This window comes from Bradyrhizobium shewense (genome assembly GCF_900094605.1).
GTDB lineage: Bacteria > Pseudomonadota > Alphaproteobacteria > Rhizobiales > Xanthobacteraceae > Bradyrhizobium > Bradyrhizobium shewense.
Genome location: NZ_FMAI01000010.1, coordinates 113318 through 135578 on the forward strand (window position 1 = coordinate 113318; position 22261 = coordinate 135578).

General features: G+C 64.5%; 19 protein-coding genes. 8 read left to right on the forward strand and 11 right to left on the reverse strand.

Going from position 1 to position 22261, the window contains the following annotated elements; genetic code table 11:
* Positions 1 to 5 precede the first annotated feature (5 nt).
* From GA0061098_RS20260 to GA0061098_RS20280, 5 genes are all read right to left on the reverse strand, one after another.
* Positions 6 to 323 carry an HPr family phosphocarrier protein gene (locus GA0061098_RS20260; RefSeq protein WP_091959890.1) on the reverse strand — a complete coding sequence of 106 codons (318 nt, stop codon included), beginning with the start codon at positions 321 to 323 and terminating at the stop codon, positions 6 to 8.
* Positions 320 to 721 (reverse strand): PTS sugar transporter subunit IIA, encoded by a 402-nt coding sequence (locus tag GA0061098_RS20265; RefSeq protein WP_007597752.1) that lies wholly within the window; start codon positions 719 to 721, stop codon positions 320 to 322. The genes GA0061098_RS20260 and GA0061098_RS20265 overlap by 4 nt, the downstream gene beginning before the upstream one ends.
* A gap of 133 nt (positions 722 to 854) precedes the next feature.
* Positions 855 to 1379 (reverse strand): HPr kinase/phosphorylase, encoded by a 525-nt coding sequence (locus tag GA0061098_RS20270; protein WP_091959893.1) that lies wholly within the window; start codon positions 1377 to 1379, stop codon positions 855 to 857.
* On the reverse strand, positions 1376 to 3172 hold the full coding sequence (locus GA0061098_RS20275) for a sensor histidine kinase (RefSeq protein ID WP_165637490.1): 1797 nt from the start codon (positions 3170 to 3172) through the stop codon (positions 1376 to 1378). The genes GA0061098_RS20270 and GA0061098_RS20275 overlap by 4 nt, the downstream gene beginning before the upstream one ends.
* Before the next feature lie 118 nt (positions 3173 to 3290).
* Complete coding sequence (locus GA0061098_RS20280) at positions 3291 to 3992, reverse strand: response regulator transcription factor (protein WP_008542552.1); 702 nt, start codon at positions 3990 to 3992, stop codon at positions 3291 to 3293.
* Positions 3993 to 4233: 241 nt separating this feature from the next.
* Here GA0061098_RS20280 and GA0061098_RS20285 point away from each other — a divergent pair, with 241 nt between their 5' ends.
* From GA0061098_RS20285 to GA0061098_RS20295, 3 genes are all read left to right on the forward strand, one after another.
* Positions 4234 to 4968, forward strand: coding sequence for a HugZ family pyridoxamine 5'-phosphate oxidase (locus GA0061098_RS20285; RefSeq protein ID WP_091959898.1), 735 nt, complete (start codon positions 4234 to 4236; stop codon positions 4966 to 4968).
* Between the two features lie 76 nt (positions 4969 to 5044).
* Positions 5045 to 7639, forward strand: coding sequence for a CHAT domain-containing tetratricopeptide repeat protein (locus GA0061098_RS20290; protein WP_091959903.1), 2595 nt, complete (start codon positions 5045 to 5047; stop codon positions 7637 to 7639).
* A 285-nt stretch (positions 7640 to 7924) separates the two neighbouring features.
* Positions 7925 to 9541: a phosphoenolpyruvate carboxykinase gene (locus GA0061098_RS20295; RefSeq protein WP_091959907.1), complete on the forward strand. Its 1617-nt coding sequence runs from the start codon at positions 7925 to 7927 to the stop codon at positions 9539 to 9541.
* Positions 9542 to 9622: 81 nt separating this feature from the next.
* Here GA0061098_RS20295 and GA0061098_RS20300 read toward each other — a convergent pair whose 3' ends face one another.
* Positions 9623 to 10510: a helix-turn-helix domain-containing protein gene (locus tag GA0061098_RS20300; RefSeq protein WP_091959911.1), complete on the reverse strand. Its 888-nt coding sequence runs from the start codon at positions 10508 to 10510 to the stop codon at positions 9623 to 9625.
* A gap of 335 nt (positions 10511 to 10845) precedes the next feature.
* Between GA0061098_RS20300 and GA0061098_RS20305 the strand changes: the two genes are divergently transcribed.
* Both GA0061098_RS20305 and acmB read left to right on the forward strand, forming a co-directional pair.
* Positions 10846 to 12486, forward strand: a complete 1641-nt coding sequence (locus tag GA0061098_RS20305) for a flavin-containing monooxygenase (RefSeq protein WP_091959916.1) — start codon at positions 10846 to 10848, stop codon at positions 12484 to 12486.
* A gap of 56 nt (positions 12487 to 12542) precedes the next feature.
* The gene (gene acmB / locus GA0061098_RS20310) at positions 12543 to 13736 is read left to right on the forward strand and encodes a methyl acetate hydrolase AcmB (RefSeq protein WP_091959919.1); all 1194 of its coding nucleotides are present in this window, start codon (positions 12543 to 12545) and stop codon (positions 13734 to 13736) included.
* Positions 13737 to 13773: 37 nt separating this feature from the next.
* On the opposite strand, the gene GA0061098_RS20315 is transcribed toward acmB, so the two are convergent.
* Both GA0061098_RS20315 and GA0061098_RS20320 read right to left on the reverse strand, forming a co-directional pair.
* Positions 13774 to 14589, reverse strand: a complete 816-nt coding sequence (locus GA0061098_RS20315) for an acyl-CoA thioesterase (protein WP_091959923.1) — start codon at positions 14587 to 14589, stop codon at positions 13774 to 13776.
* 188 nt (positions 14590 to 14777) lie between these two features.
* Positions 14778 to 17294 (reverse strand): glycogen/starch/alpha-glucan phosphorylase, encoded by a 2517-nt coding sequence (locus GA0061098_RS20320; RefSeq protein ID WP_165637491.1) that lies wholly within the window; start codon positions 17292 to 17294, stop codon positions 14778 to 14780.
* A gap of 205 nt (positions 17295 to 17499) precedes the next feature.
* On the opposite strand from GA0061098_RS20320, the gene GA0061098_RS20325 reads away from it, so the two are divergent.
* Positions 17500 to 17745, forward strand: coding sequence for a hypothetical protein (locus GA0061098_RS20325; RefSeq protein ID WP_091959926.1), 246 nt, complete (start codon positions 17500 to 17502; stop codon positions 17743 to 17745).
* Positions 17746 to 17769: 24 nt separating this feature from the next.
* On the opposite strand, the gene GA0061098_RS20330 is transcribed toward GA0061098_RS20325, so the two are convergent.
* Positions 17770 to 18633 (reverse strand): LysR family transcriptional regulator, encoded by an 864-nt coding sequence (locus GA0061098_RS20330; RefSeq protein ID WP_165637492.1) that lies wholly within the window; start codon positions 18631 to 18633, stop codon positions 17770 to 17772.
* Positions 18634 to 18730: 97 nt separating this feature from the next.
* On the opposite strand from GA0061098_RS20330, the gene GA0061098_RS20335 reads away from it, so the two are divergent.
* Positions 18731 to 19642 carry a DMT family transporter gene (locus tag GA0061098_RS20335; protein WP_091959935.1) on the forward strand — a complete coding sequence of 304 codons (912 nt, stop codon included), beginning with the start codon at positions 18731 to 18733 and terminating at the stop codon, positions 19640 to 19642.
* A 15-nt stretch (positions 19643 to 19657) separates the two neighbouring features.
* Positions 19658 to 20431, forward strand: coding sequence for an MBL fold metallo-hydrolase (locus tag GA0061098_RS20340; RefSeq protein WP_091959940.1), 774 nt, complete (start codon positions 19658 to 19660; stop codon positions 20429 to 20431).
* Positions 20432 to 20564: 133 nt separating this feature from the next.
* Here GA0061098_RS20340 and GA0061098_RS20345 read toward each other — a convergent pair whose 3' ends face one another.
* Positions 20565 to 21335 carry a TIGR02186 family protein gene (locus GA0061098_RS20345; protein WP_091959944.1) on the reverse strand — a complete coding sequence of 257 codons (771 nt, stop codon included), beginning with the start codon at positions 21333 to 21335 and terminating at the stop codon, positions 20565 to 20567.
* Positions 21332 to 22249, reverse strand: a complete 918-nt coding sequence (locus GA0061098_RS20350) for a sulfite exporter TauE/SafE family protein (RefSeq protein ID WP_028139822.1) — start codon at positions 22247 to 22249, stop codon at positions 21332 to 21334. The genes GA0061098_RS20345 and GA0061098_RS20350 overlap by 4 nt, the downstream gene beginning before the upstream one ends.
* Positions 22250 to 22261: the final 12 nt, after the last annotated feature.

Below are 22261 nucleotides of genomic sequence, written 5' to 3' on the forward strand. Positions count from 1 at the left end.
GCGGCTCAGATCCCTTCCTCGTTGAACTTGCTTTCAACGAGCTCGGCGATCGCCGCGAGCGCAGCTTCCGCATCCGTGCCGGCGGCGGCGACGGTGATCGTCGTGCCCGGTCCTGCGGCAAGCATCATCAGGCCCATGATCGAGGTGCCGCCGACCGTCTCGCCGCCGCGCGTCACCCAGACCTGCGCATCGAAGCGCTCGACGGCCTGGACGAATTTCGCGGAGGCGCGGGCGTGCAGGCCGCGTTTGTTGATGATCAGGAGGTCTTTGGAGATCGCGCCCGCGGGCACGCCTGTCCCCGCTTGTGGCGCCTCGTCGCTCATTTGCCGGCGAGCACGCGGCTGGCGATGGTGACGTATTTGCGGCCTGCTTCCTGGGCCATCGCGATCGCGTCGGGCAGCGGACGCTCCTCGCGCACCTTGGCGAGCTTGACCAGCATGGGCAGGTTGATGCCCGCGAGCACTTCGACCTTGGGCCGGCTCATGCAGGATATTGCAAGGTTCGACGGCGTGCCGCCGAACATGTCGGTGAGGATCGCAACGCCGTCGCCGGAATCGACGCGGTTAACCGCCTCGATGATGTCACTTCGGCAGAGATCGGAATCATCTTCGGCACCGATCGTGATCGCTTCGATTTGCTTTTGTGGGCCCATGACATGTTCAAGCGCTGCCTTGAATTCGTCGGCAAGGCGCCCGTGGGTCACAAGTACTAGACCAATCATCGGAAAACTCCTCGCGGGCGCTTTTGGTGCACCGCACGAACGCGCCACTTTGACCATCCAGAGCCCCTGCGCAAGAGGGGATGTTGCGTATCTCCCTGAATCTAGACGGATGGATGAGGGGAGCTGCGCCGGTCTATTCGGTCGCGATAGTGGGGTTCATATGGTTACCATTTCCCTTCAAACAATCGCCTGAGGGGTTAACGGAAGATGAACTCTTGGTAGTGGTCAAGGCCGCGACAACCAATGGGAGGGGTGAATATCCGCGGCCAACAGGGATTCGCGGTATTTCGACACCGGAAATGATGGTTTTCAGCGAATCCGCCGCAGGCATGCGCTCGGCGTCCGCGGCATCCAGATCGACCACGAGACCGACGGTCGCATGCTCCACGAAGTCGCAGTGGCGGATCCCGAGGCCCCGGATCTCGATCAGGCCAGCCAATAGCGGCGCGGGGCGGACTTCAATTTCATCGCCGACTGTCGCCAGATGGACACGGTCATCCCCGACCAGAACGGCCCTTTCGATCACGCCCGAGCGTCCGGCCATGATCAAATCAAAGGCAAGGCGCGACTTGCCCGAGCCCGAGGGACCGCGGATCAGCACCGCCCGTTGTCCGACCTTGACTGCGGAGGCGTGAACGCTGGGCCCGCCGTCGTTCATAGCGCCGGCAACCTCACCACGAAGCGCGCGCCTGCGACTGTCGGCACGCCCTCGTCATCCGGCGGGCCTGCGCGGTTCTCGGCCCAGATGCGCCCGCCATGGGCGTCGATGATCTGCTTGGAGATCGACAGGCCGAGGCCGGAGTTCTGGCCAAAACCCTGATGCGGACGGTCGGTGTAGAAGCGCTCGAAGATGCGTTCCAGCGCGTCGTCGCGAATGCCGGGGCCGTCGTCGTCGACAACGATCTCGATCTCCCCGCGCGCGCGGCGGCAGGTGAGGCGCACCTTGCTGCCGGGTTCGGAGAACGACTGCGCGTTGGACAGCAGGTTGGATACCACTTGCCCGAGCCGTGAATCGTGGCCGCTCACGGCGAAGGTGTCGGTCGGGCTGCGGCCCTCGAAGCGCGTCTCGACCGCGACGTCGTGGCCGAGCTTGGTTTCGTTGGCGACGGACACCAGCGTCGTCAGCAGGCGGCGCAAATCGACCGGGATCGCATCCTGGCGCTGCAATTCGGCATCGAGGCGGCTGGCGTCGGAGATGTCGGAGATGAGGCGGTCGAGCCGCTTGACGTCGTGCTCGATCACCTCGAGCAGGCGCGCACGGCTGTTCTCGTTGCGCGCCAGCGGCAGCGTCTCGACCGCCGAGCGCAGCGAGGTCAGCGGGTTCTTCAATTCGTGGGCGACGTCGGCGGCGAACATCTCGATCGCCTCGATGCGGCTGTAGAGCGCGCTCGTCATGTCGCGCAGGGCGCCGGAGAGATGGCCGATCTCGTCGCGGCGGCGGGTGAAATCGGGGATCTCGATGCGGGCCTTGATGCGGCGGCGGACGCGCTCGGCGCTGTCGGCAAGCCGGCGCACGGGCCCGGCGATCGTGCTCGCAAGCAGCAGCGACAGCATGATCATGACGGCGGCCGCGACGCCGCCGACTTTCAAGATGGCGAGGCGTTCGGCGGTGACCATCTGGTCGATGTCGTCACCTTGGGTCGACAGCATCAGCGCGCCGTGGATCGCGCGCGAGCGCAGCACGGGAACCGCGACCGAGACGATCACCTCGCCGCGGGCATTGACCCGCACCATCGATCGCTTCTGGCCCTGGAGCGCATCGCCCACCTCGGCATAGCCGTTGCCGTTCTCGGGGCCGAGCTCGCGATAAAGCGGCAGGTCACCGCGGTTCAGCCAGGTGCGCACCGCGACCATGCCGCGCTCGACGAAGCCGGGCTTCTCCGCCGGCGGCGGCAGGTCGAGGCGCAGCACGTTTTCGAGGTTGCGGCTGTCGAGCAACAGGCTGCCGTTCGGATCGTAGATGCGGGCGCGCGTCTTGGTCGGCGAGATCAGCGTGCGCAGCACCGGCGCCACGCGCTCCGGATTGATCGGGAAGTCCAGCGGCGAGTACTCGTCCGAACCGCCATAGGTCTCGCCCGGCTTGAGGTCGAGCAGCCGGTCGGGATCGATGGTGATGGCGTTGGTCTGCACGGTGGCGGAGGCCGCGATCGCGCCGGCGATGATCTCGGCCTGCACCAGGAGGCTCTGCGCCCGCGCGTCGATCAGGCCGGCGCGGAATTGCGACAGATACAGGATGCTCGCCACCAGCGCGACGAGGCCGGCGAGGTTGAGCGAGACGATGCGGCGGGTCAGGCTGGAGAAGGACAGCGCGAAGAAGAATTGCCCGGCGCGCTTGAGCCAGTTCAGCGGTCGGAAGCCCTGCGGCTTGTCTTCGGCAAATTGCTCCGGAACGCCGTCGGATATGATCTCCCCGGCGCTCTGGTTCTCGTCAGGCTGCGTTCGGTCAAGCAATGCTTACGCCCGCGTTAGGACAGCTCGTGGCAATGGTCCCCGCATCCTAGAGCCATCCCGGTCCCGATGAAATCAGAACCGGCGATGCTCTCAGTCTTTCGTGAAGGCGGCTCGCGCCTCAGGCTTCCTTGAAGCGGTAGCCGACGCCGTAGAGCGTCTCGATCATCTCGAACTCGTTGTCGACCACCTTGAACTTCTTGCGCAGCCGCTTGATGTGGCTATCGATGGTGCGGTCGTCGACATAGACCTGGTCGTCATAGGCGGCGTCCATCAGCGCGTTGCGGCTCTTCACCACGCCGGGCCGGGTCGCGAGCGCCTGCAGGATCAGGAATTCGGTGACGGTCAGCGTTACCGGCTCGTTCTTCCAGGTGCAGGTATGCCGTTCCGGATCCATGCGCAGCAGGCCGCGGTCGAGCGCCTTGGCGTCGTTCTCCTTCGGCGCGACGGTCGGGTCCTTCGGCGCCGAGCGGCGCAGCACCGCCTTGACGCGCTCGACCAGGAGGCGCTGCGAGAACGGTTTGCGGATGAAATCGTCGGCGCCCATCTTGAGGCCAAACAGCTCGTCGATCTCCTCGTCCTTGGAGGTCAGGAAGATCACCGGCAGGTCGGACTTCTGCCTGAGCCGGCGCAGCGTCTCCATGCCGTCCATGCGCGGCATCTTGATGTCGAGGATGGCGAGATCGGGCTGGGTGGTGCGGAAACCGTCAAGCGCGGAAGCGCCGTCGGTGTAGGTCATGATGCGATAGCCTTCGGCTTCCAGCGCGATCGAGACGGATGTGAGAATGTTGCGGTCGTCGTCGACCAAAGCGATTGTGGGCATGAGCCTCTGCTTTCTGCTTTCCGTTTGGGTCGTGGCTTGAAACGGCGAGCAATCCACTGATGCGCCGCATACATGGGTGCCGATGTCGGCGTTCGAACCTTGTCACCGAGCAATGCAAGCTGGGCTGAAGTGTGACCAAGTTCCACGAAACACGGCAGATTCGCCGCAGTTCGACCCATAACCAGGCCCCCGTTTACCCGAAAAAAGGCCCCCCTTGCAACCACCTGAGCCGAGAAAGCCGATGCAACCGACCCCTGATTTCGACCCGGCAAAGCTCGCCAAATCCCTGCTGCGGCGATCGCGGCAGGGGGCGCTGGCCACTCTCATGGCCGGCAGCGGGGACCCCTATTGTTCCCTGGTCAATCTGGCCAGCCATCCCGACGGTTCCCCGATCCTGCTGATCTCGGGCCTCGCCGTGCATACAAGGAACCTTCTCGCCGACAGCAGGGTCTCGCTGATGCTGGACGAGCGGGCGGCGGGCGATCCGCTGGAAGGCGCCCGGATCATGCTGTCCGGCCGGGCGGAGCAGGCTGATGCCGAGAAGGACTTGCTCCAGCGACGGTATCTCAATGCGCATCCGTCGGCGGAAGGCTTTGTTTCCTTTAAGGATTTCTCTTTCTTCCGGATCCGCCCCACGGGAACCCATCTGGTCGCCGGTTTCGGCCGGATCGTCGATCTCAAGCCCGCCCAGTTCCTCACGGACCTTACCGGCGCCGAAGATCTGCTGGCGGCGGAGGAGGGGGCGGTCGCGCATATGAACGCCGATCATCGCGACGCCATGGGCCTCTATGCGACAAAGCTCCTTGGCGCTGCCGCGGGGGACTGGCGCTGCACCGGCTGCGATCCGGAAGGTCTCGACATGCAGGACGGCCAGACCGCGCTGCGGCTGGACTTCCCGGAGCGGGTGACGGACGGCACGTCGCTGCGCAAGATGCTGGTCCGCCTCGCTGGCGAAGCGCGCACGAAGGTGGACTAGAACGCAACAATTTGAACGCCGCGACCCATCGCTGCGACCCAAGACGATCAGGTCTTAAGGCTCGCAGCGAGGGTTCATGACGCGTCGTCGTTTGGCATTGGCTGCGGGTCTGGCGCTGGCGATCACCACGTCGCTTGCCACGCCCGGTCTTGCCCAGAAGAGCGATTTGTCGGCGCAGAGCGGGCGCATCAATGCGCTCCGGAGCGCCGGCAAATATGCGGAGGCGCTGCCGCTGGCGCAGGCCATGGTGGCCTCGCTCGAGAAGACCAGCAACAACCGCGACCTCGCCGCGGCGCTCAACAATCTCGGGCAGATTTACGCCGACCAGGGCCACGACGATCAGGCCGAGCCGCTCTACAAACGCGCCATAGCGCTGATGGAGAAAGGGACCGGTCAGGGCAGCGTCGAGATTGGGCCGCTCCTGAACAATCTTGCGGCGCTCTATCAGCGGCAGAGCCGCTTCACCGAAGCCGAACCGCTGTTCAAGCGTGCGCTGGCCGTTCGCGAAAAGGCGCTGTCGCGCGAGCATCCCGATGTCGGCCAGGCCCTCAACAATCTCGCCACGCTCTACGTGAAGCAGGAGCATTTTGCCGACGCCGAGCCGCTGTTTCAGCGTGCCCTCGCGATCTATCAGAAGGCCGCCGGGCCCGAGCATCCCGCGGTTGCCACCGTCCTGAACAATCTCGGCCAGGTCGATCGCGACCTCAACCGCGATGCCGACGCCGAAGCGCCGATCAAGCGCTCGCTCGCGATCCGCGAAAAGATGCTGGGGGCGGATCATCCCGACGTGGCGCGCTCGCTCAACAATCTCGCCGGGCTGTACGAGCACCAGCAGCGCTATGCCGAGGCCGAGCCGCTCTATCGCCGCGCGCTTGCCATCCGTGAGCGTGCACTCGCGGCGGATCATCCCGATGTCGTGACCTCGACCAGCAATCTCGCCTATTTCCTTCAGGTGTCGGGCCGCACTGCCGAGGCCTTGCCGTTTGCGCAGAAGACGCTTGCCGCCAACCGCGCGCAGCTGCGCGTCGTGCTGCCGGTGCTTTTCGCTGCACGTCAGCAAACTTTGCTGGCGAGCGACAGGGCGCTGGATGACGCGCTCGGCGCGATTCAGCGCGGCACACAATCTTCCGCCGCCTCTGCCGTGAACAAGCTCGCGGTGCGATTGGCCGCCGGGAGCGATCGGCTCGCCGAGCTGGTGCGTCGGGATCAGGATCTCGCGGCCGAGGCCGAGGCGCTCGACAAGGCGATCATCACCGCCGTGTCGAAGCAATCGGCGCAGCGGGACGTCGCGGCCGAGCAGCGCAGCCGCGCGCGGATCGCTGCGATTGCAAGCGAACGCGCGGGCCTGCAGAAGACGCTCACGCTCGAGTTTCCCGACTACGCCTCGCTCTCGAACCCGCTGCCGCTGGCGGTCAAGGACATCCAGCCGCTGCTGTCGGCCGATGAGGCGATGGTGATCTATTCCGTCGTCGACAAGCGGAGCTATGTCATCGCGATCACGCGCGATGGCGCCGACTGGAAGGAGATCTCGCTCGGCGCGGACGCGATGGCGCGGAAGGTGTCGGCGTTCCGCAGGGGGCTGGATGTCGGCAAGGCGCGCGATGCCTCCGGCAAATCGGGGCTGTTCGATCTTGCGCTCGCGAACGAGCTCTATGTCGCACTGCTCGGCCCGGTCGAGGCGTTGACGAAGGACAAGCGCAATCTCCTGGTCGTGCCATCGGCGGCGCTGACCGCATTGCCGTTTCATCTGCTGGTGACGGAGAAGCCGCAGGCTGCGATCCCGGACAGGCTCGAAGGTTATCGCGACGCCGCCTGGCTGCTGCGGCGGCAGGCCGTCTCGGTGCTGCCGTCGGTGATCAGCCTGAAATCGCTGCGTGCCTTCGCGCGCAGGGATCAGGGCGCAAAGCCGATGACCGGCTTCGGCGATCCCGTTTTCAACCCCGCAGCCGAAGGGCCCGCCGACCGTCGCGCCGCAGGCGGCAAGGTCGCGGCGCGCAGCATTGCGACGGTTGCCTATACCGATTTCTGGCGCGGCGCCGGCGTCGATCGCGCGCGGCTTGCGCAGGCGCTGCCGCAACTGCCCGATACCGCCGATGAGCTGAACGCGGTGGCAAGGGACGTCGGCGCCACTGATGCCGACATCCATCTCGGACGCGATGCCAGCGAAACGACGCTGAAGCGTGCAGCGCTTGCTCAATACGGCATCATCTATTTTGCCACCCACGGCCTCGTTGCCGGCGACGTCAAGGGACTGGGCGAGCCCTCGCTTGCATTGTCCATTCCCGATCAGCCGTCGGAGCTCGACGACGGTCTTCTGACCGCGAGCGAAGTGGCCCAGCTCAAGCTCAACGCCGATTGGGTGGTTCTGTCCGCCTGCAACACCATCGCCGGCGACAAGCCCGGGGCCGAAGCGCTGTCGGGATTGGCGCGCTCCTTCTTCTATGCCGGTGCCCGCGCGCTGCTGGTCTCGCATTGGGCCGTGGATTCGGAAGCTGCCACCCGCCTCACCACATCGACGTTCGAACTGCTCAAGAACGAACCGAAAATCGGTCGCGCCGAAGCCTTGCGCCGCGCGATGTTGACGTTTGTCGACGACACCTCGTCACCGCGCAACGCCTACCCGGCGATGTGGGGACCGTTCGCGCTCATTGGCGAAGGCGAGGTACGATAAGCCGGCAGCCGGAATTGTGCGTCGCAAAAACCATGATCAACGCCGAATTCCGCATTTGGTTGCGCGATCATTCGTGATTTTTTGATGCAGCTGCTCAGAGCTGACATGCGCGACGTTTGGCGCGGTCCTTGAATAAACCAAATCCTGCGGGATCAGCTTGGCAACGCCAGCGTTCATCATTATTAGGTCGCCCAGCCGAGGCCGGTTGGCCTATAAATCACGGTGACCGCGATGGTGCTGAAGTTCTGGTCGCGCTGAATGTCGCGGGTTCTAGGAGGATTTTTCGTGCAAGAGACGGGCGTGCGCAACGGTGCCTTCGGCGCCGACAAGTTTGGTTTAAAGAATCTCGAGCAGGTTCACTGGAACCTCGGTGCGCCGCAACTCTATCAATACTCGCTCACTGCGGGTGAGGCGGTGCTGTCCGCTGACGGCGCACTTTGCGCCGACACCGGCGAGTTCACCGGGCGCAGCCCGAAGGACAAGTTCACGGTGCGTGACGCCACCACCGACAAGAAGATGTGGTGGGCCGGCAACCAGTCCATTACCGCAGAACAGTTCGAGACGCTCTATCAGGACTTCCTCAAGCACGCCGAAGGCAAGAAGCTGTTCGCGCAGGATCTCTATGGCGGCGCCGACCCGGCCTACCGGATCAAGACGCGCGTCTTCACCGAGCTCGCCTGGCACTCGCTGTTCATCCGCACGCTGCTGATTCGCCCCGAGGCGATCGAGCTGCCGACCTTCGTGCCGGAGCTCACCATCATCGACATGCCGAGCTTCCGCGCCGATCCCAAACGTCACGGCTGCAAGTCGGAGAACGTCGTCGCGATCGATTTCGCCCGCAAGATCGTCCTGATCGGCGGGTCTTATTATGCCGGCGAGATGAAGAAGTCGGTCTTCACCACGCTGAACTATTATCTGCCCGAGCGCGGCGTGATGCCGATGCATTGCTCGGCCAATGTCGGCGCCAAGGGCGACGCGGCGATCTTCTTCGGCCTGTCCGGCACCGGCAAGACCACGCTGTCGGCCGATCCGAACCGCACGCTGATCGGCGACGACGAGCACGGCTGGGGCCCGAACGGCGTCTTCAACTTCGAAGGCGGCTGCTACGCCAAGTGCATCAAGCTGTCGCAGGAAGCCGAGCCCGAGATCTTCGCGGCCTCGACCCGCTTCGGCGCGGTGCTCGAGAACTGCGTGCTCGACGAAGACACCCGCGTGGTGGATTTCGACGACGGCTCCAAGACCGAGAACACGCGGTCGGCCTATCCGCTCGACTTCATCCCGAACGCCTCGCGCACCGGCCGCGCGCCGCAGCCGAAGAACGTGGTGATGCTCGCCGCCGACGCCTTCGGCGTGCTGCCGCCGATCGCCAAGCTCTCGCCGGCGCAGGCGATGTATCACTTCCTGTCCGGCTACACCGCGAAGGTCGCCGGCACCGAGCGCGGTCTCGGCAACGAGCCGCAGCCTGAGTTCTCGACCTGCTTCGGCTCGCCCTTCCTGCCGCTCGACCCCAGCGTCTACGGCAACATGCTGCGCGACCTCATCGCCCAGCACAATGTCGATTGCTGGCTGGTCAACACGGGCTGGACCGGCGGCAAGTACGGTGTCGGCTCGCGCATGCCTATCAAGGTGACGCGTGCGCTGCTCACCGCCGCGCTCGACGGCTCGCTTCGCAACGTCGAATTCCGCACCGACAAATATTTCGGCTTCGCGGTCCCGACCGCGCTGCCCGGCGTGCCGGCCGAGATCCTCAACCCGGTCAACACCTGGAAGGACAAGGACGAGTTCGACAAGACCGCCCGCGCGCTGGTCGGCATGTTCCAGAAGAACTTCGCCAAGTTCGAAGCCCAGGTGGACGCCGAGGTGCGCGCCGCCGCGCCGGACGTGAAGCTCGCGGCTGAGTAAGTTTTCGCAGGACGTGATTGACGAGGAAGGGCGGCTTGATCAGCCGCCCTTTCTTTTGCGGCCTGAGCATCGTCAGGCAGCCTAGCCCGTGCATTGCTTGCGATATTCTGCGGGCGTCGCGCTCATATGCCTGCGAAAGATCCGGTTGAGATGGCTCTGGTCGGAGAAACCGCTCAACAGGGCGATCTCCTTCAGTGCAAGGCGGTCCTTGCGCAGATGTTCGCAGGCGCGCTCCACCTTGCGGGTGAGGACATAGCTGTGCGGCCGCATGCCATAGTGTGCCTGGAATTTGCGGGCGAACTGCACCGGCGTGCAGTTGCAGATGTTGGCCAGTTCGTCGAGCGTGATGTTCCGGGAAATGTTCTGCTCGATATAATCCTCGATCATTCGCGCATGCGCCGGCCTGAAGCGCCCTTGCGCACAGGGCATCTTGAATTGCACTGAGGCGTATTTTCGCAGGATGTGGACGCTCGCCTGAAGTGCCATGGCATCGTAGCAGAGCCGGCCGCCCGGACCTCCTGTGGAAACCTCCTGCACCATCTGGTCAGCAATCCAGGTCAGGACCGGATCCTCGATCCTGAGCAGATCATGGAGCTCGACGCTTTCGGTATCCCGGTCAAAAGCCTCGCTTGCGGTCTTCGCCATGAGACTAGGCGAGATGTAGAGATGACTGACTTCGATGTCATGGCACCATCGCCAGTTCGAAGCTTCCGCGCGCGTCAGCAGCGTCGTGACGCCGCGGCCGACTTGATCCTGCTTCCAGGATCCGGTCACGCGGCGTTTCATCGCCGTGGTGCCTTCGCGATAGATCACGATCAGAAAGTTATCGGACGGCGGCACCCAGATGTCGGATGGCGCATAGCGGAACACGCGCAGCCGAAAATCGGCTTTTCCCACCGCTGAACTGTCCAACATCATTTCGCCGGGAGCATAGCGTGGCAGCTCCTCGACCGTGATGAACTGCCCCATCGCGCGAGCCTCCTCCCTGGAGTTTTGGCATGGTCGACTGCTTGTTGTTCTCATTGGCCGATCGGCAAGGCAGCAGCATAGGCCGGATTTGCCATTTGCCAAGCGAGCTCGGGCGAGGTCGGCGCCGGCCTCCGGCTTCATTCAAAGGATTGTCGGTTTTGTTCAAGCCGGGAACGCAGCCCGCCTCATAGCCTCCCTCGCGTCCCGGGCAAGTGCGGAAGAACGGTGAAAAGCCGCAGGCACTCGCGGGACCGACAAATGACGCGATGCACGACCATCCGATCAGACGACGGGTGGGGAAGGCCGCGCGCTCTGGGAAGACCTAGGAGGGAAAAATGGCAGAAACGGCGACCAAACCCAATGGAAGCAATGGCGCGCATGTAACGGCGAAATTCGACGCGGTGGTTGTTGGAGCCGGCGTCGCCGGGCTCTATCAGCTCTACCGTTTGCGCGAACAGGGATTGAAGGTCAGGGCGATTGACGCGGGCGCAGGCGTGGGCGGCACCTGGTATTGGAATCGCTATCCCGGCGCCCGCTTCGATTCAGAGAGCCACATCTACCAGTATCTGTTCTCCGAGGAGCTCTACAAGGGATGGAGCTGGAGCGAGAAATTCCCAGGCCAGCCGGAAATCGAGCGCTGGCTCAACTACATCGCCGACCGCCTCGATCTGCGCAAGGACATCCAGTTCGGGACGATCGTCAAAAGCGCCCATTTCAACGAAGCCACACAGCGCTGGCTGGTCACGACCGACAAAGGTGACGTGATCGACACCCAGTTTCTGATCACCTGTTGCGGCATGCTCTCCGCCCCGCACGTATCGTTTCCGGGACAGGAGACGTTCAAGGGGCAGCTGTTCCACACGGCGCGCTGGCCCAAGGAGCCGGTCGAATTCGGCGGCAAGCGCGTCGGCGTTATCGGCAACGGCGCAACCGGCATCCAGGTCATCCAGACGATCGCTGGCGAGGTCGGTCATCTGAAAGTCTTTGTTCGCACGCCGCAATACATGATTCCGATGAAGAATCCCAAGTACAGCGAGGAAGATGCGGAGGCCTACAAGTCGAAATTCCAGCACCTCACGGAGCGCCTGCCGCATACCTTCACCGGATTCGAATACGATTTCGAGCACGCCTGGGCCGGCCTGACGCCGGAGCGGCGCCGGGAGGTGATCGAGGATTGCTGGAACGACGGCTCCCTGAAGCTGTGGATATCGTCCTTCGCCGAGTTGTTCTTCGACCCCGAGGTCAACGCCGAAATCTCGGGCTTCGTGCGCGAGAAGATGCGCGAGCGACTGAAGGATCCAAAGCTGTGCGATGCCTTGATTCCGGCCGACTACGGTTTCGGGACGCATCGGGTGCCACTGGAGCAGAACTTCCTCGAGGCCTTCCATCGCCCCAATGTCGAGATCGTCAGCGTCAAGGCCAATCCGATCGAACGCGTGACACCCACGGGTATCCAGACCGCGGACGGGACGATCCACGAGCTCGACGTCATCGTTCTGGCGACTGGATTCGACGCCGGAACCGGCGCGTTGACGCGCATCGATATCAGGGGCCGCGATGGGCGGTCGCTGAAGGAGGATTGGAGCAAGGATATCCGCACCACGATGGGCCTGCAGGTTCACGGCTATCCGAACCTGTTCACGACTGCTGTGCCGCTGGCTCCGTCGGCTGCGCTCTGCAACATGACCACCTGTCTCCAGCAGCAGGTCGAATGGATCGACGATTGCATCAGGTTCGTGCGTACGAAGAACCTGAAGGTGGTTGAGCCGACCAAGGATGCCGAAGACGGATGGGTGGCGCATCACGATGAGATCGCCAATGCGACGCTAATCGCGAAGACCAATTCCTGGTACCTGGGCTCGAACGTCGAAGGCAAGCCGCGCCGCGTTCTGTCCTATTGCGGGGGCGTCGGCGCCTATCGGCAGAAATGCAACGAGGTCGCTGCCAGCGGCTACCAGGGCTTCACCATGAACTGAGTGCTCGAGAAGCGCTGCGTCGACGGAATTCATCCAATCCAAACGGGAGGACAACCATGAGCACGAATTTCGGTGCTGCTGCAGACGCCGTTCTCGACGGTGTCGTTACATCCACGCCGCGCGTGCCCGGCGTCGTCGCGATGGTGACGGACCGTTATCGCAACATCTACGAAGGTGCTGCGGGGAAAAGGCGTGTCGACCAGCCAGCCGAGATGACGACCGACAGCATCTTCGCCATCTTCTCCACGACCAAGGCGGTCACCGGCACGGCCGTGCTGCAACTCGTCGAAGAGGGCAAGCTCGATCTCGACGCACCGGCTAAGCGCTACGCGCCGGACATCGGCAAGCTCCAGGTCATCGAGGGCTTTGATGCCGCGGGTGAGCCAATGCTGCGGGCGCCCAAGCGGGACATCACCACGCGGATGCTGATGACGCACACCGCCGGCCTTGGCTACGATTTCATCAACCACACCTATAACCGCCTGGCCGAGGAGAAGGGGCAGCCCAGCGTCATCACCGCTTCCAAAGCCTGCCTGATGACGCCGCTGCTGTTCGATCCGGGCGAGCGCTGGGATTACGGCACCAATCTCGACTGGTGCGGCCAAATCGTCGAGGCCATCGCCGGGCGCCGGCTTGGAGAGGTTTTCAATACGCGCATCTTCGAGCCGCTCGGAATCAAGAGCATGACCTTCGAGCTGACCGACGCCATGCGCAGCAAACTGGCGGGGATCCACGCGCGCGGCGCCGACGGCTCGTTGACGCCGATGGATTTCGAGCTCCCCGCCAAGCCTGAAGTGCATATGGGTGGCCACGGCCTTTACGGCACGGTCGGCGACTACATGCGTTTCATCCGGATGTGGTTGAATGACGGTGCCGGCGAGCATGGCCGCGTGTTGAAGGCGGAGACCGTGCGCATGGCGGAGAAGAATCATCTCGGAGACAAGAAGGTGACACCGATCACCGGCGTCATCCCAGCGCTGTGCAATGATGCCGAGTTCTTCCCGGGCCAATCAAAGTCCTGGGCGCTCTCGTTCATGATCAACGACCAGGAAGCACCCACCGGGCGTCCCGCCGGCGCCCTCGGCTGGGCGGGCCTTGCCAATCTGTTCTATTGGATCGACCGGCAGAACGGGTTCGGCGGGTTCTGGGCCACGCAGATTCTTCCGTTCGGCGATCCAACGTCGTTCATCGGTTACATGAATTTCGAGACGGCGTTTTATCAGAGCCTGAGGCAGCGAATGGCGGGTTAGGAAGCCCGGCAAGAACGGGACGAGGGGTGGAGAAAGCTCACGCCTTGAAATACGCGATCTGTGTCGAGGTCGCGAGCAGCCGACCGTTCGGCGACCACAGCTCGGCGTTCTGGTCGGCGTAGCTCCTGTGCATGATCTTCGAATCGGCGGTGGCCAGCACGCGCGTGATGTCCTCAGCCGCGAGCTCGTCGCCGTCGGTGTGGAAATAGGTCGTCAGCGACACCGTGCCGAACGGCACCAGCTCGCGCCGCGCGTGGAAGATGCGGCCGAAGAAGGCGTCCGACATCGACATCAGCGACAGCATGTCGAGCTTGCGTGGCTCGCGATCGCTGATCCAGAGCTTCGAATAGGTGCCGGCGGGCTCGGCGCGCGGCGGGCCGATCCGCATCTCGCCCTCGACGAAGCGAAACTCGTATTGGTTCGCCCAGGACGCCGCGATCTTCGGGAACGGCAGCGTCGCTTCGAACGGCTTTGCATCGGGATATTGCGCCACCCGGTGCTCCCAGGACGGCCGCCGCTCGGCGAACACCGCGGTGGCGAGCGTTGCGACCTCGCCGCCGCCTTGGCTGAGCTCGACGCTCCAGTGCTGGCTGGAGCGGTTGCCCTTCACCAGCCGCACGTCGAGATCGAACGGCCCCTTGGCGATCGGCGCGCAATAATTGACCGTGAGGGCGAGCGGATCGCCGGCGCGTTCCGGGTGGTCGATCAGCGCGCGCAAAATGGTCGCGGCGGTGGCGCCGCCGAACGGGCCGACAAAGGCCCAGTAATCGTCGCTGGTGTGCCCCTGCCAGCTCGAGTCGCCGGCAGTGACGCGGGTGGCGTCGTCGAAGGGGTGGGGAAGCTTGGCGTGCATTTTCGTTTCCGTCTGTCATTCCGGGGCGATGCGACGGGACCGCGTAGCGCGGGACCGAGCATCGAACCCGGAAGCTCGAGATTTCGGGTTCGGCTCTGCGAGCCGCCCCGGAATGACGGTCGTCATATCACAGCCATCGCGTGGCTGTGCAATTACCTGTCGGGTAACGCTTCCACGCCGCGGAAAAATCAGCCCGCGGCGTCGCGCAGATTCGGCAGCAGCGGCGTGGTCGGATTCACCGGCACGTTCCAGATCTCCTCGGCGTATTCGCGGATGGTGCGGTCCGAGGAGAACCACGCCATGCGCGCGACGTTGAGGATGGAGGCGCGCGTCCAGGCCGGCGAGACCAGCCAGCGCGCATCGACGCTGCGCTGCGCCTCGTAATAGGAATCGAAATCGGCGCTGACCATGTAATGGTCGAGATGGCGCAGCGCGTGCGCGATCGATTCAAAGCGGCCGGGATCGCCCGGCGAGAACTCGCCGGTGCCGATCGCATTGATGGCGCGCTGCAGCTTCGGCGAATTGCGGATCAGGTCGGAGGCGTCCAGCCCCTGCTTGCGCCGGATCATCACGTCGCCGGCCTCCATGCCGAAGATCGCGATGTTCTCAGGCCCGACATGGTCGCGGATCTCGATATTGGCGCCGTCGAGCGTGCCGATGGTGATGGCGCCGTTGAGCGCCAGCTTCATGTTGCCGGTGCCGGACGCTTCCATGCCCGCGGTCGAGATCTGCTCGGACAGGTCGGCCGCGGGAATGATCACTTCGGCGAGGCTGACATTGTAATCGGGCAGGAACACCACCTTGAGCTTGCCGCCGATCGTGGGATCGTTGTTCACGACCTCCGCGACGTCGTTGATCAGCTTGATGATCAGTTTTGCGTAGCGGTAGCTCGCGGCAGCCTTGCCCGCGAAGATCTTCACCCGCGGCACCCAATTGCCGGTGGGATCGTCCTTGATCGCCTGGTACAGCGCGACAGTCTCGATGACGTTGAGGAGCTGGCGCTTGTATTCGTGGATGCGCTTGATCTGCACGTCGAACAGCGCGGTCGGGTCGACCTTGATGCCGAGCCGTTCGCCGATCAGGCGTGCGAGCGCCGTCTTGTTGTGAAGCTTGACGCTGCGGAACTTCTTTTGGAACTCGACGTCGCTGGCGCGCGCTTCGATCAGCGAAAGCTGGGTGGGATCGTCGAGCACCGCCTCGCCGCAGGTCTCGCGCAACAGGTCGGTCAGCTTCGGGTTCGCCAGCATCAGCCAGCGGCGGAAGGTGATGCCGTTGGTCTTGTTGGTGATGCGGCCGGGATAGAGATGGTTGAGGTCGTGGAACACGGTCTCACGCATCAGGTCCGAATGCATGCCTGAGACGCCGTTGATCCGGTGCGAGCCGACGAAGGCGAGCTGGCCCATGCGCACGCGGCGCCCGCTCTTTTCGTCGATCAGCGAGACCGAGGCACGGAAGTCGATGTCGCCAGGGCAGCGCGCTTCGGCGAGCGCCAGATGCTGCACGTTGATGCGGTAGATGATTTCGAGATGCCGCGGCAGCAGCCGCTCGAACAGCTCGACCGGCCAGGTCTCCAGCGCCTCGGGCAGCAGCGTGTGGTTGGTGTAGGAGAGGGTGGCGACCGTGATCTTCCAGGCCTCGTCCCAGCGGAAATTGTGCAAATCGACGAGGATCCGCATCAGCTCGGTGACGGCGAGGCTCGGATGGGTGTCGTTGAGTTGCACCGCGACCTTGCTCGACAGGCTGCGCAGCTGTCCGTCGGACGCAAGGTGCCGCTTGACGAGATCCTGGAGCGAGGCCGAGACGAAGAAATATTCCTGGCGCAGGCGCAGCTCGCGGCCTGCCGGGCTCTCGTCGTTCGGATAGAGGAATTTGCAGATCGCTTCCGCGCGCGACTGCTCGGCGGTGGCGCTGACATAGTCGCCCTTGTTGAAGGCGTCGAGCTTCAGCGGATCGGGCGAACGCGCCGACCACAGGCGGAGCGCGTTGACGTGCTGGCCCCGCCAGCCGACGATCGGCGTGTCATAGGCGATCGCCTGCACGGTCTCGCCCGGATGCCAGATCGCGCGGTCGCGGCCCTTGTCGTCGACATGCTCGACGCCGCCGCCGAAAAAGATGTCGTAGATCACCTCGGGGCGCTGCAATTCCCAGGGATTGCCGAAGCTCAGCCACTCGTCGGGATATTCCTGCTGCCAGCCCTGGTTGATGATCTGGCGGAACAGGCCGTAGTCGTAGCGGATGCCGTAGCCGATCGCGGGGATCGACAGCGTCGCCATGCTCTCCATGAAGCAGGCGGCGAGCCGCCCGAGGCCGCCATTGCCCAGCGCGGCGTCCGGCTCGCATTTGCGCAGCTCAGGCAGCGAGACACCGAGATCGCCGAGCGCGACCTCGAAGATCTTGAGCAGGCCCATATTGTTGAGCGCATCGGTGAAGAGACGGCCGATCAGGAATTCGAGCGAGAGATAATAGACGCGCTTGCGGCCCGCGTCGTAGCTGTGCTTCTCGGCCGTGAGCCAGCGATGCACGACACGGTCGCGCAGCGCCAGCGCCGCGGCCTGGTACCAGTCGTGCCTGGTCGCCATGCCCGCATCCTTGCCGATGGCAAGGCGCAGCTTCGCCAGGATCGCGCCCTTGATCTCAGCCAGCGCGAGCTCGTCGATCGGCTGGCCGGGGGCGGGAAAACTTGGCTGGAACGATTGATCTTGCAAAGCCGTCACTTCCTGGTCGAACACACCACTAACCCTACGCGTCTTGCCCCTGCACCGGAACTGCCACTGGAGCGGCCGTGCACTGCGCTGGCGCGAATTTATGCAAGGAACGGGCCGGTTTGGGAACCCGGGCGAGCACGGAGAAACCCGGGATTCGGTGCTAGATTGCGGGTCAATTCAGCCATCAGTGTGGAGGAACATTCCCATGAGACTGCTGACGCGACTGCTGATCGAAATCGCCGCGGCGGCCCTGCTCGTCGTCTGCATCGGCACCCTCAGTGCCGCGTTTGCCGCCGGCAAGCCCGGTCGCAGCGCCGACGGCCTCAGCTGCGGCTTCACCGTCCCGCAGAATGCCTCGCCCGCGGCCCGCTGTGCCGCCATCAAGCGCCAATGCGGCGGCAAGTTTTATGCGAATGCGTGCGGCAACAGGCTGATGTCCGCGGCGAATTGAGAGGTCGCCGGATAGTCTGCGGGCTCAAGCCGCCTTCGCCTGCACCGCATCGCAAAACTCGGCGAGACGATCCGCGAGCCGGAGCGTTGCCGGGCTCGCATCGGGCGAGGCCATCAGTGCGACCTCGGTCTTGTTGATCGGCGCAAAACCATCTTTCGCCGTCAGCACGCGGTGGTCGGACTGGATCGACATCTCCGACAAGATGCTGAGGCCCATGCCGGCGGCGACCGCGGCCTGGATGCCGGAGAGGCTCGACGAGGAATAGGCCATGTGCCAGGCGCGGCCGACGCTTTCCAGCGCGTGGATGGCACCGGCCCGGTAGAGGCAGCCGGTCGGGAAGCCGATCAGCGGCACGGACGCGGCGTGAACGTCGACCGGATGGCTCTTGCTGGTGACCCAGTGCACGCGCTCCGGCCACACCGCGATGGCGCCCTTCTCGCCGGCCGCACGCTTGAACAGCGCAACGTCGAGCTCGCCGCGCTCGAGATCGCGCGCCAGGTGCTTGCTCTGGTCGGCGCGCACGTCGAGCCGCAGGCCCGGATGCGAGCGCGCGAACGCGCCCAGTAATTTGGTCAGCCGGTACGCCGCGAAATCTTCGGGGATGCCGAGCCGGATCGCGCCTTCGCCATCCGGCTGGCGCAGCACGTCGCGCGCCTCCTCGGCGAGCGAGAGCAAGCGCCGCGCATAAGAGAGCAGCCGTTCGCCGGCCTCGGTCGGGCGCACGGTCTTGCCGTCGCGATGCAACAGCACCTGGCCGATATCGTCCTCCAGCCGCTTGATCTGCTGGCTGACGGTCGACTGCGTGCGGTGGACGCGTTCGCCGGCGCGGGTGAAGCCGCCGGCCTCGACCACCGAGACGAAGCTGCGCAGCAGCTCGAGATCGAGCATGGCCGCCTCCATTCGAAAATCCACTGACCACAAGTTAATCATTTAATTTCCAAATGACAAGCGCGGTCCCTAGATCGAGGCTCAGGAGAATGCCCCCATGTCGCTCGCGCCCTCGATTTCAGCCCCCCGCAGCCGCTTCAACACGCTGCCGCTCGCTATCGGCCTGTTCTGCCTGCTCTGGAGCTACGCCTTCGTCGCCGGCAAGATCGGCGTCACCCATTGCCCGCCGCTGATCCTGCTCGCCGCGCGCTTCTCGCTCGCCGGCATTTTGATCCTGGGCGCCACGCTGATCCGCGGCGACAGCTGGTCGTTAACCTGGCGCGATGCGGCGATCTTCGCCGTACTTGGGATTGCCAACAACGCGCTCTATCTCGGGCTCGGCTACACCGGCCTGCAATCGGTCTCCGCCGGCCTCGGCGGCCTGATCGTATCGGCCAATCCGGTCTTCACCGCGGCGCTCGCGACCCTGCTGCTCGGCGAAGGCATGACGTGGCGCAAGGCGGGCGGCCTGCTGCTCGGCATCACCGGCGTGACCCTGATCGTCTGGCATCGCCTATCGGTCGGCACGGATTCGCTGCACGGCATCGTCTTCACGCTGGCTTCGCTCGCCTCGCTCGTCGCTGGCACCATCCTGTTCAAGCTGCTCGCGCCGAAGGGCTCCTTGTGGATCGGCAATGGCGTGCAGAACCTTGCCGCCGGTCTCGCACTGACGCCGATCGCGTTCAGTTTCGCCGACATCCACGCGATCGACTATACGCCGGGCCTGCTCGGCGCCTTCGCCTTCCTCGTGCTCGGGGGCTCGATCCTTGCCTACTGGCTCTGGTTTCACCTCCTGAAAGTATGCGGCGCCACCGCCGCCAGCGCCTATCATTTCCTGATGCCGCCGCTCGGCATGCTGTTCGCGTATCTCGTGCTCGGCGAGCACGTCGAGGCGCGCGATTTGCTCGGGATCATCCCGGTCGCGCTCGGCATCTATCTGGTGACGCGGCCTGCAAAGCCTGTCTCGTAAGAGGAGAGTTCTCTCGTGCCCATTTCCATCACCCTGATCGGCGGCCCGACCGCGCTGATCGAGATCGACGGCTTCCGCCTGCTCACCGACCCGACCTTCGATGCGCCCGGCGCCTACCAGCTGCCGCATGTGACGCTGGAGAAAACCATCGGTCCCGCGTTGAAAGCCGACGCGATCGGCCCGGTCGATGCCGTGCTGCTCAGCCACGACCAGCATTCGGACAATCTCGATCATTCCGGCCGCGACTATCTCCATAAGGTCAAGCGCGTGCTGACGACGGAGGCGGGCGCGAAGCGCCTCGGTGGTCATGTCGAGGGCCTTGCGCCCTGGAGCACGACGCATCTGAAGGATAGCGACGGCAACACCCTGACCATCACCGCGACGCCGGCGCGCCATGGCCCGGCTGGCATCGAGCCGCTGTCGGGCGACGTCATCGGCTTCGTGGTGGCGTCGAGCCGGAAGGACACCAGCACGGTCTATATCAGCGGGGACACCACCTGGTTCGACGGCGTCGCCGAAGTCGCGCGCCGCTTCAAATGCGGCGTGGTGCTGCCCTTCGCGGGCGCCGCGCAGACGCGCGGGCCGTTCCACCTCACCATGGACACCAACGACACCATCGAGACGGCGCGCGCCTTCCCCGATGCGACGATCGTGCCCGTGCATACCGAAGGCTGGGCGCATTTCCGCCAGAACAGCGAGGATCTGCGCAAGACGTTCGACGTGCTTGGTTTCGGAATGCGGCTGCGGCTGCTGGAGCCGGGCGTACCGACGGTGATCCAGGCGCCGTAGCTGCCGCATACCTCTCGATTTCGTCATGGCCGGGCTTGACCCGGCCATCCACGTCTTTGTCGTCGCGCGTAAGAACGTGGATGCCCCTGGACAAGCCCGGGCATGACGGCGAGTGAGTGGCCCGCAGCGCCTCTCAATCCTTCCGGAACACGATCGACGCCATCCATCCCGTCATCAGGGCCATCGCGGCGGTGACGAGGCCATAGATCAGCCCGTTCTGCCGGGCGGTGGTGGCGACGAATTGCTCGAAGCCGACCTTGACGATCTCGAACGCGGTCTCGGTCTTGCCGATGAACGCGCCGTTCGCAAACAGTCTGATCTCGACCTCGTAGGTGCCGATCGGCACCTCCGCCGGCAGCGGAATGCCGGTGCGGAACAGGGTGGGCGTCAGGAACGTGACGGCGCTCGGATCTTCGCGATAGAGCCCGCGCTGGGTGCGCAAGCGAATAAACGCGGACCGAAAAGCGTCGTTCGGCACCACGTCGGCATAATCGCCGCCGACCCGCTGCGTCAGCAGCACGTTGTTCAGCCCGATCTGCTGCCGCCGCGCGATCTCGGGCGAGGTGATCGCGTCGAAGGACCGGTTGGCGAACAGCGCCAGATAGCTCGGCACCTGCAGGAACTGCCGGTAGTCGGTGTTGATCCAGATGCCGAAGGTGCGTTCTTTCCGCCGCGTCACCATGTCGGCGCGCGGGCCCATCACGGTGACGACGAGATCATAGGCGGTGCGATCGGCGGGCGACGTCGCGTCCTTCTCCACCGAGCCGAACAGCACCAGCTCCTCGCCGGAATAGTTCGGTGTCACCGTGACGCGGTGGTTGGAGACCGAGACGATCAGCCGCTCGGCGCGCGCGGCGGAGCCGAGCAGCAGGACGAGCAGGAGTGCGAGAGCTGCGCGCATCATCCGCTCACTCCCAGTTCGCGGATGGTGAAGAGATCCTCCGGCCGGATCACCAGCTCGATCGCGAAGCGGATTCCGACCGAGAGGATCAGGAGGCCGAGCAGCAGCCGCAGCTGCTCGCCGCGGATCTTCTGCCCGGCACGGACGCCGAACTGCGCGCCGGTGACGCCGCCGACCATCAGGATCAGTGCCAGCACGGCGTCGACGAGGTGATTGGTCACCGCATGCAGCATGGTCGCGAACAGCATCGTGACGAGCGTCAGGACCATGGAGGTCCCGATCACCGTCGAGGTCGGCACCCTGAGCAGATAGATCATGATCGGCACCAGGATGAAGCCGCCGCCGATGCCCATGATGGCGCCGATGAAGCCGATCATGATGCCGACGATCACCACGGGGATGACCGAGAGATAGATCTTCGAGCGCTTGAAGCGCATCTTCAGCGGCAGGCCGTGGATCCAGTTGTGCGTGCGTCGTGGCGGCAGCGCGCCGCGCCGGGTCCTCATCAGCGCGCGCAGCCCTTCCGAGAACATCAGGCTGCCGACGGTGCTGAGCAGCACCACATAAGAGAGCGCGATCATCAGATCGAGCTGGCCGAGCGCGCGAAGCTGCGTGAAGGTCCACACGCCGAGCGCCGTGCCGGTCACGCCGCCGCAGAGCAGGACGCTCGCCAGCGCCGGATCGATCGCACGCCGCCGCCAATAAGACAGCGCGCCGGAAAAGGAGGAGGCCGCGATGTGGCTCGTGACCGAGGCGACCGCGACCGCCGGCGTGATGCCGATGAAGATCAGCAGCGGCGTCATCAGGAAGCCGCCGCCGATTCCGAACATCCCCGAGACGAAGCCGACCGCGGCGCCCATGGCGAGCACCAGGAAGACGTTGACGGGAAGATCGGCGATCGGAAGATAGAGCTGCATCGAAGAACCATA